General features: G+C 40.2%; 12 protein-coding genes. 8 read left to right on the top strand and 4 right to left on the bottom strand.

Going from position 1 to position 17,719, the window contains the following annotated elements:
* Window positions 1-376 precede the first annotated feature (376 nt).
* From QI031_RS01385 to QI031_RS01350, 8 genes are all read left to right on the top strand, one after another.
* Window positions 377-1,507 carry a 3-deoxy-7-phosphoheptulonate synthase gene (locus QI031_RS01385; RefSeq protein WP_281483452.1) on the top strand — a complete coding sequence of 377 codons (1,131 nt, stop codon included), beginning with the start codon at window positions 377-379 and terminating at the stop codon, window positions 1,505-1,507.
* Between the two features lie 301 nt (window positions 1,508-1,808).
* On the top strand, window positions 1,809-2,054 hold the full coding sequence (gene acpP / locus QI031_RS01380) for an acyl carrier protein (protein WP_281483451.1): 246 nt from the start codon (window positions 1,809-1,811) through the stop codon (window positions 2,052-2,054).
* A 9-nt stretch (window positions 2,055-2,063) separates the two neighbouring features.
* The gene (gene fabF / locus QI031_RS01375) at window positions 2,064-3,320 is read left to right on the top strand and encodes a beta-ketoacyl-ACP synthase II (protein ID WP_281483450.1); all 1,257 of its coding nucleotides are present in this window, start codon (window positions 2,064-2,066) and stop codon (window positions 3,318-3,320) included.
* 270 nt (window positions 3,321-3,590) lie between these two features.
* Window positions 3,591-4,601 carry a beta-ketoacyl-ACP synthase 3 gene (locus QI031_RS01370; protein WP_281483449.1) on the top strand — a complete coding sequence of 337 codons (1,011 nt, stop codon included), beginning with the start codon at window positions 3,591-3,593 and terminating at the stop codon, window positions 4,599-4,601.
* A 68-nt stretch (window positions 4,602-4,669) separates the two neighbouring features.
* Window positions 4,670-6,379, top strand: coding sequence for an HAL/PAL/TAL family ammonia-lyase (locus QI031_RS01365; RefSeq protein ID WP_281483448.1), 1,710 nt, complete (start codon window positions 4,670-4,672; stop codon window positions 6,377-6,379).
* 159 nt (window positions 6,380-6,538) lie between these two features.
* Window positions 6,539-8,059, top strand: coding sequence for a class I adenylate-forming enzyme family protein (locus tag QI031_RS01360; RefSeq protein WP_281483447.1), 1,521 nt, complete (start codon window positions 6,539-6,541; stop codon window positions 8,057-8,059).
* 29 nt (window positions 8,060-8,088) lie between these two features.
* Window positions 8,089-9,843, top strand: coding sequence for a ScyA-related TPP-binding enzyme (locus QI031_RS01355; RefSeq protein WP_281483446.1), 1,755 nt, complete (start codon window positions 8,089-8,091; stop codon window positions 9,841-9,843).
* A 147-nt stretch (window positions 9,844-9,990) separates the two neighbouring features.
* Window positions 9,991-11,121 (top strand): 3-oxoacyl-ACP synthase III family protein, encoded by a 1,131-nt coding sequence (locus QI031_RS01350; RefSeq protein WP_281483445.1) that lies wholly within the window; start codon window positions 9,991-9,993, stop codon window positions 11,119-11,121.
* 56 nt (window positions 11,122-11,177) lie between these two features.
* On the opposite strand, the gene QI031_RS01345 is transcribed toward QI031_RS01350, so the two are convergent.
* The 4 genes from QI031_RS01345 to QI031_RS01330 form a co-directional block, all read right to left on the bottom strand.
* Window positions 11,178-11,516, bottom strand: coding sequence for a helix-turn-helix domain-containing protein (locus tag QI031_RS01345; RefSeq protein WP_281483444.1), 339 nt, complete (start codon window positions 11,514-11,516; stop codon window positions 11,178-11,180).
* On the bottom strand, window positions 11,513-11,923 hold the full coding sequence (locus QI031_RS01340) for a type II toxin-antitoxin system RelE/ParE family toxin (RefSeq protein WP_281483443.1): 411 nt from the start codon (window positions 11,921-11,923) through the stop codon (window positions 11,513-11,515). Before QI031_RS01340 ends, QI031_RS01345 begins: the two co-directional genes overlap by 4 nt.
* A 94-nt stretch (window positions 11,924-12,017) precedes the next feature.
* The gene (locus QI031_RS01335; protein ID WP_281483442.1) at window positions 12,018-15,554 is read right to left on the bottom strand and encodes a WD40 domain-containing protein; all 3,537 of its coding nucleotides are present in this window, start codon (window positions 15,552-15,554) and stop codon (window positions 12,018-12,020) included.
* A gap of 545 nt (window positions 15,555-16,099) precedes the next feature.
* The gene (locus QI031_RS01330) at window positions 16,100-17,263 is read right to left on the bottom strand and encodes a tyrosinase family protein (protein ID WP_281483441.1); all 1,164 of its coding nucleotides are present in this window, start codon (window positions 17,261-17,263) and stop codon (window positions 16,100-16,102) included.
* Window positions 17,264-17,719: the final 456 nt, after the last annotated feature.

Raw genomic sequence — 17,719 nt, 5'->3', positions numbered from 1 at the left:
CCGCGCTGCTTCACCAACGGAGTGCCTCCGCTTCCCGTCGAGTTGAAACTTCCGTTCTCCGAAGGAGTTCTCGAAGAGTACCCAAAGGGGGAGACCCCAAGACCGGACTACACAGCGCTGTCTCCCCAACGCACTGGCTTCTCAGCGTCCTTTGCGGTTAGATTTTCCGTTACCTGTGTATAAGTCCTGTTATAGCTATAAGGTTTATAAATGCCGAACAATTTTATAGCTACAACAAAATAGCCAACGCCGTATGTCTACGGTTAATAAACATTCAGTACATCTTTAAGGGATGGTAAAAAACTCTCTTAATTGAAGTCTGCAAGCAATTTTGCATTAGCTCACATAAATTAGAACAATAACGTGGTTTAACATCATGAGAATTAGCAATTTACTTAACACTAATATCGAATCTTCAATGGTTTTAATGACTCCAATGCAGATTAAGCAGCAACTACCTTCAAACGAAGTTGCTGCCGAAACTGTATTGCATGGTAGACAAGCTATCCAAAATATTTTGGATGGTAGAGATTCCCGGAAATTTGTTATTGTAGGTCCTTGTTCTATCCACGATTTCAAGGCTACTTTAGAATATGCACAAAGATTAAAAATTCTTGCCAATCAAGTCAAAGATGAACTATTGATTGTGATGAGAGTTTACTTTGAAAAACCTAGAACAACTGTAGGATGGAAAGGATTAATTAATGACCCAGACTTAGATGGTTCTTTTAATATTCAAAAAGGTTTATTTACAGCACGTAAATTACTCCTCAAAATCGCTGAACTAGGATTACCTGCTGCTACAGAAGCTTTAGATCCTGTAACACCTCAATATTTTTCTGATTTAATTTCTTGGGCTGCAATTGGCGCACGCACTATTGAATCTCAAACCCATCGGGAAATGGCAAGTGGCTTATCTATGCCAATAGGTTTTAAAAATGGTACTGACGGTAACATTCAAGTTGCTCTTGATGCCATTCAATCAGCTAATAAATCCCATCATTTTTTAGGAATTGACCAAACTGGCCAAGTCTGTACTTTTAAAGCAAAAGGAAATATCTATAGTCATATAATTTTACGTGGAGGAAATGGTAAACCTAATTTTGATGCGCCTACTGTAGCTTGGGTAGATAAAAAGTTAGAAGGACTCAAATTACCTCAAAGAATTGTCATAGATTGTAGTCATGGCAATTCTTATAAAGATCACAAGTTACAGGCTACAGTCTTTAATAATATTCTTCAACAAATTGTAGATGGCAATAAATCTATTGCTGGCATGATGTTGGAGTCGAATCTGTATGAAGGTAATCAAAAGATTCCTACAGATCTGAAAAAACTACAGTATGGCGTGTCTGTTACAGACAAATGTATTAATTGGGAAGAAACAGAATCTATCATTTTATCTGCTCATCAAAAACTTAAAACAAATAGAAATACTGCACTGCAAACTTCTGGAATATTTGCATCTGAAAATCATGCTCTAAGCTTGTTGACAATTGTAAGATAGTTATCAATGAAGTTTAGTTAAGGAAACCCAACATTGATACAAGTGTTGGGTTTCCTTACGTCAACCCAACCCACAATTTTTTTGCATCAATTTAGTCGTGATACACTACTACATTTTAATGTATATAGAAACTAGTGTAAATGAAATAATATTAATTACTATTAGTAACAACTAATAAATGTCCTAAAAAATCAAAAAAGATTCCCTTGAAACTTTATTGAAACTAAATTAATCTATAAGTATTGGCATTCATTGCTATAGTCTTAGTAAACCTTGATATCAACAAAACAAGAGGTTGTTTATGACAAGACAAGAAATATTTAATAAAGTTCAAATTGTTGTTTCAGAAGAGTTAGCAAATGAACAACAAAAAATTACACCTGAAGCTAATCTCACTTTAGATTTAGGAGCAGATTACTTAGATTTAATCGCAGTATTTCAAGCATTAGAAGATGCTTTCAATACAAGAATACCTGCTCAAGAAGCAAAGCAACTTTTAACAGTACAACAAGTTGTAAATTACATTGGTCAGAAAGTTATTTTTTGAGTTTTACTTATGATTAGCAAAAATTTAAGACGGGTTGTAGTTACAGGTATGGGAGCTATTACCCCTTTAGGCAATACGGTGAAGGAGTATTGGGACGGGTTGATTGCTGGACGCAGTGGTATTGATGCGATTACCCACTTTGACGCTTCTTTGCATAATTGTAAAATTGCAGGTGAAGTTAGGGACTTTGACCCTCATGACTATTTAGAACGCAAAGATGCCAAGCATATATCTCGTTTTGCTCAATTTGCTGTTTGTGCAAGTATGCAAGCGATCGCTAATGCTGAATTTAAAATTAACGACTCCAATGCTACTCAAGTTGGCATCATTATAGGCAACGGCATCGGCGGTTTGCAAGTTATCGAAGAGCAGCAAAAAATCTTTCTAACTCAAGGGCCTAAACGCTGTAGTCCTTTTACAATTCCCATGACAATCTCTAACATCGCAGCGGGACTGACAGCAATTCATACAGGAGCTAAAGGGCCAAATTACTGCACTGTTACAGCTTGTGCTGCTGGTTCTAATGCCATCGGAGAGGCTTTTCGCTTAATTCAAACAGGTCAAGTTCAGGCAATGATTTGTGGTGGTACAGAAGCAGCAATTACACCTTTATGTATAGCTGCCTTCAGTTCTGCTAAAACCCTTTCAAATAGAAATGAAGAACCTACCCGTGCCTCTCGTCCCTTTGATAAAGAACGAAATGGCTTCGTTATGGGAGAAGGAGCAGGTATTTTACTTATAGAAGATTTAGAACACGCTATCCGCCGGGGAGCTACTCATATTTATGCAGAGATTGTCGGTTATGGTTTAACTTGTGATGCTTACCATATAACTACTCCAACTCCTAGCGGCGAGGGAGCAACCAGAGCTATGGAACTAGCCTTAAAAGATGCGAGGTTGTTCCCCAACGAAGTAAGTTATATTAATGCTCACGGTACTAGCACTATAGCTAACGATGCCACAGAAACTTTAGCTATTAAACAAGCTTTAGGAAATCGTGCCCTCGAAATTCCCATTAGTTCTACAAAATCGATGACTGGCCATCTTTTGGGGGCTTCTGGAGGCATTGAAGCTATTGCAACAGTCTTAACTGTAGGTCTTGATGTTATTCCACCAACAATCAATTTAGACCAACCAGACCCAAAATGTGACTTGGATTATGTTCCCCACACAAGCCGAAATCAAAGAGTAGATATTGCTCTTTCTAACTCTTTTGGCTTTGGAGGTCATAATGTCTCTTTGGCTTTCAAAAAATTTGAAGATTAATTATGGGGCATGAGGAAGAAAAGGCAGAGGGGCAGGGCGCAAGGGGGATGAAGAAAAATTCCCTCTTTCTCCCGAAGTTGCTCCACTTGGTGAGGCAGCCCGGTCTTGTTGTCCCAACAAAGAGGGACTGCCGAACCCGGAGGGGGAGACCCCAAGACCGCACTTCTCTCCTTGTCTCCCTGCTCCCTGCTCCCTTGCCTCTTCTGCTCCCCTGCAACTACAGCAGAATCAAAGATTTCGATTACAAGCAATAATTAGCAATTAAAGCAGATGAAATCCTTAGTAAGACAAGGTGTTGTTCTGACGGGGACTGGCTCTGCGGTTCCTGAAAAATATTTAGATAATTATCAACTCAATCAAATGGTAGTTACTTCTGATGATTGGATAACAACTCGTACAGGAATCAGCCAGCGCCATCTTCTTTCGCCTCAGGAGTCGCTCACAACTATGGCGACTGAAGCTGCTCAAAAAGCCATAGAAATGGCAGGTATAGCACCACAAAACATAGATTTAATTATTCTAGCTACATCTACCCCTGATGATTTATTTGGTAATGCCGGTCTCATTCAAGCTCGACTGGGAGCCACTCAAGCTGTAGCTTTTGATTTAACAGCAGCCTGTTCTGGTTTCGTGTTTGGTTTGGTAACTGCTGCCCAATTTATGCGTACTGGCGCTTATCAAAATGTTCTTCTCATCGGCGCTGAAGTACTTTCACGGTGGGTAGATTGGTCTGACCGACGTACCTGTATTCTATTTGGTGATGGAGCAGGTGCAGTGGTTCTCCAAGCAAGTGAACATGATTGTCTTTTGGGTTTTCAACTTCATACTAATGGTACGCAAAATCAGCATTTAAAATTGGAGTTCCAAGGGCAAGAAAAACAACTAGTTGATGATATCCGGATTGGACAAGGCACATATCAACCCATTTCCATGAACGGACAAGAAGTTTACCGCTTTGCCATTCAAAAAGTCCCGGAAGTTATTGAAAAGGCACTATATCGGGCAGGTTTAGCTATTGAGCAGGTAGACTGGCTATTAATGCATCAGGCCAATCGGCGGATTTTGGATGCTGTAGCTGAACGTTTAGGCATCCCTAATCAAAAAATCATCAGCAACTTAGCAAATTATGGAAATACCTCTGCTGCTTCAATTCCTTTGGCTTTGGATGAAGCTGTTCGCCGTGGGCAAATTAAAGCAAATGATGTCGTGGCTTTAGCTGGGTTTGGAGCCGGACTTTCTTGGGGTGCTGCCATTTTTGAGTGGGGTTCTCTTAATTCGTAATTCGTAATTCAAAAATCAACTCTTACTCTCTGCGACTCCGCGTCTCTGCGTGATAAAAAAATCATCCCATGAATACAGCATCTTTACAACAAAACATTACGCGTTCTTGGCCACTACCCTTCATTGACACTTCAGATGCAACCGTAATTATAGGCGATCGCAGCCTCACAATCGATGAAGTTGCCAGCGTAGCCCGTTATGGCACACGAGCCAGCTTAACTGAAAATGCAGACATCATCAAAGGTGTCCAAGCATCCTGTGATTACATTAACAACGCAGTTGCAACAGGCCAGCCTATATACGGCGTAACTTCTGGCTTTGGTGGTATGGCTCACGTCGTCGTCTCCCGCGAACAAGCAGCCGAACTTCAAACCAACTTAATTTGGTTTCTTAAATCCGGCGCTGGAAGGAGATTACCTTTAGCAGATGTTCGCGCTGCCATGCTTTTACGTGCCAATTCCCATCTGTATGGTGCATCAGGTATCCGCCTAGAACTAATTCAGCGGCTCGAAACTTTCCTCAATGCTGGCGTTACACCCCACGTATATGAATTTGGCTCAATTGGTGCTAGTGGTGACTTAGTGCCGCTATCTTACATTACTGGTGCGCTCATCGGTCTAGATTCCAGCTTTAGCGTTGACTTCAATGGTAAAGAAATGGATGCGCCAACAGCGTTGCGTCAGCTGGGTTTGCCACAGTTGCAACTGCAACCTAAAGAAGGCTTGGCGATGATGAATGGCACTTCAGTTATGACAGGTATTGCAGCTAACTGTGTGTATGACGCTAGAGTTTTACTTGCATTAGCAATGGGTGTACATGCCTTAGCTATCCAAGGTTTATGCGGCACAAATCAATCTTTCCATCCATTTATCCATCAGCGCAAACCACATCCTGGTCAATTATGGACAGCGAACCAAATGTTTTCCCTGCTTCAGGGTTCACACTTAATCCGTGACGAATTAGATGGTAAACACGAATACCGTGGTCAAGAGCTAATCCAGGATCGTTACTCTCTGCGCTGCTTGCCGCAGTACATAGGGCCAATCGTTGACGGAGTATTGCAAATTACCAAGCAAATCGAGGTAGAAATGAACTCAGTCACCGACAACCCCTTGATTGATGTTGAGAACCAAGCTAGTTATCACGGCGGTAATTTTCTCGGACAGTATGTGGGTATGGGAATGGATCACCTACGTTATTATATTGGACTATTGGCTAAACATATCGATGTACAAATTGCCCTCCTGGTTTCACCAGAGTTTAGTAATGGACTACCACCTTCTTTAGTTGGCAACCCAGAACGTAAAGTCAATATGGGACTCAAAGGTTTGCAAATTAGTGGTAACTCGATTATGCCTTTGTTGACCTTCTATGGTAATTCTTTAGCCGATCGCTTTCCTACCCATGCTGAGCAATTTAATCAAAACATCAACAGCCAAGGATACATTTCTGCTACTTTAGCACGCCGTTCTCTAGATATCTTTCAGAATTATCTGGCGATCGCCCTGATGTTTGGAGTCCAAGCCGTTGACCTCCGTACATATAAAATGGCTGGTCATTACGACGCACGTCAATGTTTATCACCCGCCACTGTCAAATTATACACCGCAGTTCGTCAAGTCATCGGACAGCCACCGAGTTCTATACGTCCATACATCTGGAACGATAACGAGCAATCTTTAGATCAACATATTGCCCAAATTTCCACTGATATAGCTACTGGTGGTCTAATTGTGCAAGCAGTTAGTGATATTTTGTCAAGCTTAAAGTCAATCTAATTCGTAATTTCGCGTTACATAAATGCGTGATGAAATAAGATTTTTGTTTCGCGCCTTTGCGCCTTTGCGCGAAACAAAAATCAGCAATGCCCGTAATTAAAGAGTTTTTTAATTACGAATGATTGATACAAAGTATCTCAGTTAGGAGAAAATTAAATCATGAATATTGCCCAAAATGTAGAGCTTGCTTGTTACCTTTTTCCCAATAAACCAGCCCTCATCTTTGAAGAAACATCTTTCACTTACCAAGAACTAGATGAGATGGCAAACCGTATTGCTAACGGTTTGCGTGGTTTAGGAATTAGGCGGGGAGATCGGATCGCTTTATTTTTACCAAATATCCCTGAGTTTGTCATTTCTTATCTTGGCATTCTCAAAATTGGTGCGATCGCTGTCTCAATTAATGTCATGTTCAAAAGTGACGAAGTCAGCTATATCCTCAACGATTGTGCTGCCAAAATCATCATTACAACAGAACTACAAAGTCAGTATGTCCAAGAAGCAGATTTACCTCAACTGCGACACATTTTAATAGCAGAAGGTACAGCTAAAAAAGGTATTAGTCTCACACAAATCATGGCCAATGCTTCTTTTGAAGCACGTGCCATTGAAATGGATCGTCATGCTCCTGCCAGTATCCTCTATACATCAGGTACAACAGGTTTTCCGAAAGGAGCGACATTATCTCATAGCAATGTACTTTTTAACAGCTATTGTGCTAACTCTTGTTATCGCATTCAAAAGAGCGATCGCCTACTACTTTACTTACCTTTATTCCATTGTTTTGGTCAAAATGCCATTTTGAATGCTGGTCTATCTGCCTGTGCAACTATTATCTTACAACGTCGGTTTGAACCAGAACGAGTCCTCCAAACTATTACCGATCATCAAATAACAATGTTGTTTGGTGTGCCGACTGTATTCATCAAACTGCTGAATATGGATACCTCACAATACAATCTCCAAAATATCCGTTATTACTTTTCAGCAGCCGCGCCCATGCCTTTAGAAGTGGCAAAGAATTGGTATCAAAAATATAAACTTGTCATTCATGAGGGTTATGGTTTAACTGAAACATCACCATTTGCAACTTATAATCACAAACAAAAATATAAGTTAGGTAGTGTAGGAACTCCCATTGCAAATGTGGAAATGAAAGTTGTTGATGGTCAGGGTGATCAAGTACCAACAGGGGAATTAGGCGAAATAGCAATCAAAGGAGCAAACGTCATGCTTGGTTATTGGAATCGCCCTTTTGAAACCGCGCAAGTCATGAAAAATGGTTGGTTCCATACTGGTGATATTGGTAAAACAGACGAAGAGGGTTTTTTCTACATAGTTGATCGCTTAAAAGATATGATCAATGTTTCTGGATTTAAAGTTTATCCCAGCGAAGTTGAAAATGTAATTTATCAACATCCAGCGATCGCAGAAGTAGCTGTTTATGGAGTTGGCGATCGCCTCAAAAATGAGATTGTCAAAGCAAATATTGTTCAGAAGATTGGTTATGCAATTACAGAACAACAAATCATTGATTTTTGTTCTCAAAGAATGGCAACTTACAAAATTCCTCGTGTGATTAAATTCGTCGATACAATTCCGAAAAACTCCACCGGGAAAGTGCTAAAGCGAGTGTTACGTCAGCAATCAACATCTCAGTTAGCTGTTGTGACTCATTAATCCAACTTGTAAAATTAAAGTAGGCGATCGTGAATATCAAAACTCTGACCAAAACCTCAAATTCTTTAAAGCAGTTATCCAGAAATACTGCTATTCCATCCAATCTCATATCAATTGAAAAAACCAAAGATTGGACTGTTGCAGCAGCTTTAGTCAAAATCTTAGAAGATTTGGGAGTTCGCTATGCTTTTGGCCTATTTGGCGGCGGAATTACCCCCCTTGTAGCCAGCCTAGAGCAAAGCTCAATTCAAGTACTGCAATTTCGTCATGAAGCCGGAGCCGCATTTGCAGCTATTGAGTCTTACTTTGCTAGCGGAGATCCTGTGGTCGTATTCAGCACAACCGGCCCAGGTATTACTAACGCCCTAACTGGACTATTTGCTGCTCGTTGGGAAGGAGCAAAAATCATTTTCTTATCACCTTCCACCTCTGCAATCCAACGTGGACGCTGGGCTTTTCAAGAAACCAGTTCTTACACCATGTCTAATACAGGCATTTTTACATCAGGAACATTATTTCACTATGCCACCACAGTTGAATGCAGCTCAGAACTTCCAGAAATTGCTCACAGACTCGCCCTAGGTTTAGGAAAACCAGGTGGTTTTGTCGGACATATCAGTATTCCTAGACCAATCCAAACAAGTCAGTTGACAACATCATTACCTCGCATTAATTTTTCTCAATCTCCCGTGACAGCTGGAGAAGATACTATCTGTAAATCTTTACAACTGCTATGTGAGGGGTCATTTGCCATCTGGGTAGGATTTGGTGCTAGAGGTGCAGCCGCAGAAATTCGCCAACTTGCCGAAAGAACCAACGCTGCGGTGATGACCTCATCCCGTGGTAAGGGGATATTTCCTGAAGATCATCCTCAGTTTATTGGTGTCACAGGCTTTGGCGGACATAGTTCTGTTTTGGAATATATGCAAGACCAGCGTCCTTTGCGTGTATTAGTTTTGGGAACTAGGCTCAGTGAATTTACTTCATTTTGGAGTCCGGTTATGGTTCCCTCACGCGGGTTTGTACACGTAGATATCGACTCCGAAGTGCCGGGAACTGCTTATCCATCGGCGGAGACATTCTCAGTTCAATCTGATGTCGGAGCTTTTGTTAAGGCTTTATTGAAGTATTTTCCAGAACCTTCTCGTCCATCACCAATGTTACCCCTACCCCGTCCTCAATATGAGGTAATTGAGCCTCGTGTAAATGGTCAGGTACGCCCTGAAATCCTCATGGATGCTATTCAAAAAATAATTGTTGAAAACAGCGATGCCGTAGTCATTACTGAGGCCGGTAACTCCTTTGCTTGGGGAACCCACACACTACGATTTGCTACACCAGGGCGCTATCGCGTCAGTACCGGGTTTGGCTCAATGGGACACGCTGGTACAGGTGTATTAGGTGCTGCACTGGCGCGAAATCGTAAAGCTGTTGCCATTCTTGGTGATGGTGCAATGCTGATGAACAGTGAAATCAGTACCGCTGTCAAACACAAAATTCCCGCTGTCTGGATTGTCCTCAATGATGCACGTTATAACATGTGCGATCAAGGCATGAACATGGAAGGCTTTTACGGTGTAGATGCAGATATTGAAAGCACAGATTTCGTCATGATTGCCCGTGGTATGGGAGCCGATGGCATTCGTGTACATAACGAATCTGATCTTGTAGCAGCTCTCGAAACAGCTCTAACTTCGATTGTCCCATTCGTAGTTGATGTCATTATCGATCCAACTCGACCAGCCCCCATCGGTAGCCGCATTAACAGCCTCATTAGTCAATAAGGCGTTGCATATTTGCGAGATGAATTAAGATTTTTGACCAAAGCTAAAGGTAGATTCTTGGCATCTTTGCGCCTTTGCGCCTTTGCGTGAGACAGATTCATATTCTTTCCCTTATCTTTCCACACAACCGTTTTAAGGAGATTAATCATGATTTATCTACCAGTTGGTATTCGCTCAATTGCCGTCAACTTTCCTAGCATCATTCGCACAAATGATTATTGGCGAGAAAATTACCCTGATGTAGTTGCAACAGCCGAGCAAAAAAGCTTATCAAAAGTATTTTCACCTGCTGATGCCACTCCCAGTAATAAATTTGAACAAGAGATGACACCATATCTCAAAGACCCTTTTCGTGGCACTATTGAGCGCCGGATACTGAGTGCGGATGAGTCTTCACTTACATTAGAGTATGGCGCAGCCAAAGAAGCGATCGCAGCTGCCCAAATGTCTCCTAAAGACATCGATTTGATGATTGTTGCTTCACTTTGGCCAGAAAATATTTTACCTGGGAATGCTGCCTTTCTTGCTAGTCAACTTGGTCTGTATGGTGCGGCTTGGAATCTTGATTCTACCTGTTCTAATGCTATGGTGGCGCTGCAAAATGCTACTGCCCTGGTACGAACTGGAGAGTACCGTAATGTACTAGTTGTAATCTCTTGCACCTATTCTCGCTTTACTGACGAAAACGATACCCTCTCATGGTTTTTTGGTGACGGTGCTGGAGCCTTTGTAGTTGCACCACTCAGATCAAATCAAGGAATCTTGAGTACTAAAATTATCAATACATCTGCAACTTGTGGGACTTTCTATAACGAATTAACCACGAATGCTGAAGGCAAGCCAAGGATGTTAATTCGAGCAGCCAAGAATACTAATAGGGTATTGAGTGAAACTGCTGTGGATTACTTGCGTGAATGTTGCTTGGGTGCGATGATTGCTGCTGGTGTCACCCTTGATGAAATTAAATTTTTTGCTTTCAATACACCTACTGCTTGGTATTCGCGTCTCTGCACAGAAGCACTGGGAATTGAGCCAGAACGAACAATTAACCTTTATCCCCACTATGCAAACATTGGGCCAATGCTGCCCATCGCTAATCTTTACCACGGCGTACAATTAGGCAAGATTCACGAAAACGATTTAGTTCTTGTATACACCATTGGTTCAGTATCCAACGCTGCTGCCACTGTCATGCGCTGGGGCAATGTTGCTCTAGGGTCAGCACCTGTCACCTTAGCTAACTTAACGGTTAGGTTGCCAAATCTAGTACTCACTTAAAAACAGCTAATGGTGGGTTCTAATTTTACCCGATGCTACTACAACCCTCAAATTAACTACTTAGCAGGAATCGTCAGAGGTTGAACTTTTTGTCGCCGTTTTCCTTTAGTAGGTACAAAGCGAATTTCAACTGTGTAACCAGCCCCTGAAGCCAGTTTTGCTAAAGTTTCAAATTTGGGAACCTGTTTACCAGATTCAATCCGAGCCAGCTGTGGCTGTTGAATACCAACCAAATCAGCAAAATCACGTTGGTTTAAACCACTAGCCTTCCTCAGAGCAATTACTCGTCTTGCAAACTGAAATTCCGGCTTTAGTGCTTCATATTCAGCTTTTACCTTTGGGTCTGCTAGTACTTCATCACGGATAGAATCCCAGGAAATTGTTTTGGAGGTCATCGTTTTTTACTCTTCTTAGATTTATTGCCTTTTAATAAAGAAGCCTTTTGTTGTTCAAGTCTCTCTTGTTCCATAAAGTCCTTCATTCGTTCTCTAGCCAATTTCAACTCTTTTTTAGGTGTCTTTTGACTTTTTTTTTGAAACCCGTGAAGTAAGATGAACTGCTTGCCAGTGTATGCGAAATAAATTACGCGATAGATGTTTGTATCTTGTTCTGCTCGAATTTCATAAAGCTTGTCCTCAAGATGCTTTACATGTGGCTCTCCTACAGCTATCCCTTGTTCCTTTAAAAGATCAAAAATATGACCTAGCCTAGCCTTAACTTTTGCATCCTGTTCTTTAAACCAATCTAGTACTGGAGATTCCTCGTTGGCAAACTGATAAAACTCAACTTTCCACGCACTCACTCACTCACTTAATTGACTGTTGTGATAACTTTAATGTTATCATAGTTTGTCGTTAGATTGAACAGCCTTAAAGGTTTGAGTTTTTGACAAACTACTAATTATCACCGTACTCAACCGCCCCTAACGCTTTTAAAGTGTTAATAGTGGCTAGAGTTACACCTGTAACGCCCTTAATATTCATGCCTTCGTAATGTCTAGGGCTTTTAAGAGTTTCTAAACACTCACCACTGTTGACATCCCACAGCTTAATTGTCGCATCTTCACTAGCACTAACCAAGGTTTGATTGTCAGGACTAAAAGCAACTGACCACACCCACTTGGTATGTCCATGCAAGGTTTTGATACAATTACCTGTGCTAACATCCCACAACTTCACGGTTTGATCTCCACTACCGCTAGCTAAAGTGTGGCCATCTGGACTAAAAACGACTGAATATACACCATGTTGATGTCCCTGCAAAGTTGCCAAACAATTACCAATGCTGACATCCCACAACTTTATGGTTTGATCCCCACTGCCGCTAGCTAAGGTGCGACCATCTGGACTGAAGTTAACTGACCAAATCCAGTCAGTATGATTCTTGAGATGATGAAGGCATTTCCCAGTTTTAACATCCCAAAGCCTGACTGTTTGGTCATGAGAACCACTAGCTAGTAACTGACCATTTGGGCTAAAAGCAACTGACCAAACTCGATGAGTATGTCCTTGCAAGGTTTTGAAACATTGACTAGTGGTTATATCCCATAGCCTGACCATTTGATCTTGAGAACCACTAGCTAGGGTCTGATTTTGGGTACTGAAGGCTACAGACCAAACTCGATTAGTGTGTCCACGCAAAGTCTTAAAACATTGACCAGTGTTGATATCCCATAGCTTAACTATTTGATCTTCACTGGCACTTGCAAGAATGCAACCATCAGGACTGATGGCAACTGATGTCACCCGACTATTGTGTCCTCGCCAAGTTTTCAAACGTTTACCAGTGTTGGCATCCCACAAACTCAATGTTTGATCATTACTTCCACTCGCAAATATGCAACCATTGGGGCTAAAAGCAACTGACCAAATCCCACTAGTACGACCTTGTAACATCCTCAGGCATCGGCCAGTATTGACATCCCACAGCCTTACTGTTTGATCATCACTCGCACTTGCCAGCACTTGTTTGTCTGGACTAAAGGCTATTCCCCACACCCTTGTATCATGTCCGTGTAGAATTTTGAGGCATTGATTTGTGCTGACATCCCACAGCCTTACTGTTTGGTCATCACTCGCACTTGCCAGCTTACAACCATCCACACTAAAAGCAACTGAATTTACTAAGTCAGTATGACCTGGGAAAGTATGAAGGCATTGACCAGTATTAACATTCCACAATTTTACTGTTTGATCATGAGAAGCACTTGCTAACATCTCACCATCTGGACTAAAGGACAGAGATTGTACTCTGCGGGTATGTCCCTTCAAGACTTTGAGACATTGATTCGTGTTGACATCCCATAGCTTTACTGTTTGGTCATTATTTCCAATGGCAAGTGTATGATTATCTGGACTCAAAGCAACTGCCCACACCTGACTACCTAATCCTTGTAAAGTATCAAGGCATCGAGCAGTGCTAACATCCCACAACTTGACTGTTGTATCTTCACTGCCACTTGCAAGTATATGACCATCTGAACTAAAAGCGAGTGACCAAATCCCACCACTATGACCTTGCAAAGTTGTTAGGCATTGACCAGTATTAATATCCCACAGTTTGACTGTATTATCATCGCCACCACTAGCAATAACTTGACCACTGGGATTAAAGATAACCGGCCAGACCCAACCTGTATGTCCTTTACATGTTAATAGTTGTTTTCCATCTGCAACCTGATGTAAGCGCACTTCCCCGTTTGTATCTCCTGTAGCGAGGAGTTTCCCATCAGGATTGAATGCCACTGAATGAATACCGCCGAGGGTTTCAGCAAAAACACTCTTAGCTAAATTAGCATTCGTAAAGTTGGCATTGTGCAAATTTACATTCCGCAAGTCTGCTTGCCAAATAGTTAAATCAGAACAATTGTAACCACTTAGATCTGTTTCTAAATGACAAAGTAAATTCAAAATATTTCCAGCGGTATAACTTTGTTCTAAAGGATATGTATTACGTAGGTTAGTTAAAATTTGAGTTAGTTGATTTTCTAAAGTTATTTGATTTCTAAAAATAGCAAGCAATCCTTCTATTATTGGTTGCAAAATCAGGTGAATTTGATTCTTTTTCACATAGTCTTTTGCAGTTGCTTTGATTAAGGCATGGCATCTAAAAAGCTCAATCTTCTGAGTAAAAATTTCTTCGCAAACTTGCTGTATCAATCGATTGATTACATACTCCATGACTACAGGCTGTAGAGTAAAGAGTGCTTTACTTTTCTCGATTAAAGATCGCCTCACTAAAGACTCTACAACCTCTAATAATTTTTGTAATGATAATGCTGATATAATATCGTTTTGTATTTCCGCAAGCGAAATCGGTTCGTGATTAATCGCCAGCCAATAGATTATTTCTTTTTCTAAATCTGATAAACGTTCAAACTGCTGCTCTAAAATATCCCAAATGTCACCGAAAACAACTGCATCTTGTTTTAAAAATTCCGAAACATTACCACTAAATAAATCTTGAATGGTTGTAGCAACGACTTTTAAAGCTAAGGCGTTCCCTCCATAGCGTTCAACTAATGTTCTGAGTTCATGATTAGCAGCCAATATTCCTTTAATTTTTAAAATTTCTTGGCCGTCATTTGCCAAAAGACCTTTGAGCATAAATGAGCGAACACATAACCCATCTCCTTCCATTGATGCTACTTCTTTGGGTTTTTCTCTACTTGTCAGTATTAAACAGCTTTGTTGTTCTGTTTGTCCTAATCGTTTTAAAAGTTCACTATATCCTTCATATCCTTCTCGATAACGTCCAGTTCGACTACCACTACGTAAAATGGACTCCATGTTATCTAAAATTAGCAAACAGCGATGTTGTCGCAGATAATAAAGCAGCCGTGTAACTCTCTGTGCTGTACCTTCTGGTAAGACTGCTTCTGTTTCTCGTTGATCAGAAAGAAATTCAATTAAACTAGCTAAAAGTGTGTTTACTGGTGGCGCATCTTGTAGCGATCGCCAAATGATATACTCGAAATTCTCTTTAATTTGTTCTACAAGCTTCACACAAAGGGAAGTTTTACCCATCCCCCCCATACCTAAAATCGCCACTATCTGACAGCGATCTTTCAAAATCCAATGCTCTAATTTAGCGATTTCTTCTGTACGTCCATAAAAAACCGATGCACCAATTGCTTCTCCCCAATCTAAGTGTCGAGTTTTGTCTGAATTTGTATAATCAGCCTTATCTAACTTTAAATTAAAAGCTTGGAAAAAAAACTCAAGTGTCTTTTTATCAACTCCTTCTTCGCGGGATAATACTTTAGAAACTGTAACAGAATTTACTCCTACACGTTCGCTTAAATCTTCAAGGGTATATCTATTACCGTAATTTTCTTTATCTTCCAAGGCAATTTTACTAGATTGAAGCTTTTGTAATCCTTCAGGTGTAAGAATCAGACCGCGCTTACGTTTTTGCTTTGGAAGCTGCGTCATAGCTACTAACCTTATGAATGCAAAATAAGTTATCTGTAATTATTGATACAATGTCTACTATAGACTCAGCTATCTTTCAATTTGTAGTTGTCAGTGAATCTAAAGCTCTTTTGCTACGCCTGCTTATCATTATGTATAAGCAATCAGTACCTCTTGGTTAAGGGAGAAAGATAAAAGTGTAAAGATTTTAATTCATCTATGACTTTTAACCTTAATCTTTTCATAAACTAAAAAAGAATTTATTATTGCTGTTTTGAAAAGTCTCTGATTAATAAATTTAAGAATAAACATAAAAACTAAAGGTGTCCGCATGGAGTATAACAACGAGCATAGGGACTTAAGTCCTTATGTTATATTTTGCAGAAATTCTTTAAAAAACTTCAAATTTTGATCATTTTTGAGATAAAAATATCTCTTACCAATTTAATTTTCACGGCATATTTTAATTAAAACTGGAGAGCAAAAAGATAAAGTGTGTGAGGAGCAACTTCAGCAAACTTTAGAAAATGCGATCGCAGAATTTAATCTTGATCAATTCAGTTAAATCATTGAGACCACCATACCGAGCGTTTTCGGTGATGTCTAAGAGTGTCGTAGGTATAACCATACCTTCTAAGATTAAGAGTGTCTTTGGGCGTAACAATGTCATTGGGTGCAAAAGTTGGTAATAGAGACAGTATATTTCCTGGCCCTATTGCTCCTGGAGTAGACTGACCTCCATCCCAAGGCCACATACGGTCATTGAGATTGTGTCCGTAAGGCTGATTTGTTCTTGGGTAAAAAGCTCTTCTAGAGTGATTTTTCTCTTGCCATTGGGCCCAAAGGCGATCCACATTAGCATGATGCAGCCAAAAAACAGGATCATTGGGAGAACCAGGAACGTTGCTCATTGTGCCTAATCTTTGTAGCAAAAGAGGTGGGAACTGGGTCAAATCTACAAGAACTCCACCGACTAAGCCATGAATGTAATTATGAATAAATACTCCTGGAATTTCGTTACCATTTTGATCTACAGTAATATCTCCTTCCATAGCAGGGCGAAACTGAAGATAATCATTAATGTTGAGTAAATTATTTATTTCTGCTTGAGGTAGAGGGTAATTATTGGCAGGAGGGACTTGGAGAAAGCGGATGAGCGACGTTCCTAGAGTTTCATTGGTCAATTGATCAATATGTAAATTCTCGTTCAAAATCCAGCCATCAGCTTGAGAAAAATTACCGACTTGAACAGAACCCCCATAAAAATTACCTGCTCCTGGAACAGTAATTGTTCTTCCTGTACCATTTGCTCCCAAAAAGTCGGGTTTAAAGATCACATCAATAGCTCTAGGATCTGTCCAATCCCAATATGGAATAGTTATGTGAGGATTAACTGATTGCAAAGCTTTTTCAAATCGTCTGACATATTCACGATGCCAAGGCAAAAATGCCGCATTTCCATGAGCAGCATCAGTTCCCGCAGCAGGTCCAGAAGGGAGTGACATCATATTATGCTGATTGTTATTCATGCCTCCAGTATGCATCGACGAAAATCCCATAGCCCCCACATGTACTGAAACAATTTGGTCATAGAGACTGATATTACTGCCTGGAGGGATTGTATTTTTTAATGTTTTAATAGCATTAACAAATTCTGCTTTTTCCTGTGGAGTTAAGTCAATAACATTCTTTCTGACTAAAGTGGCATTCATTGCTGGAGTTTTCACCATAGTTATGGCCAAAAAAATGCCAATACTTAACATGATGATTGTTTTACAGAGAAAGCTTAAAGTCTTTTTATTCTGCTTAAAATAGTGTCTCCATTTTTGAGATTTTCTAGTATTTGTGCTAGTAAAAGTATCGACTTTTGTTTTCATTGAAATGAACCTCTGATTAAAGTAGTTAGGCGATCGCTTCTGTGATTTTCTGATTCAGAAGAGACAACTTGCTGAAACTTCAAATATTCATTGCAGAATTTTTACTTAACCCTAACTTTTAATTGGCACATTACATTTTATAGCTGGTAAGTAAAATTTATATCAAATTTTACTTAAGTAATCATTAACAAAATTCACTGAATCTTCAACGACAAACCACTGACACAGAAAGATTCTCAGGGGAGAATTAGATATTAAGTACTTCAAAATACTGAACAATAATTTTTTGAAGTAATAAACTTTACTATT

Source organism: Halotia branconii CENA392 (assembly GCF_029953635.1).
Classification (GTDB): domain Bacteria; phylum Cyanobacteriota; class Cyanobacteriia; order Cyanobacteriales; family Nostocaceae; genus Halotia; species Halotia branconii.
The sequence above is the reverse complement of the archived record's forward strand: the minus strand, read 5'-3'. Positions and strand labels throughout refer to the sequence as shown.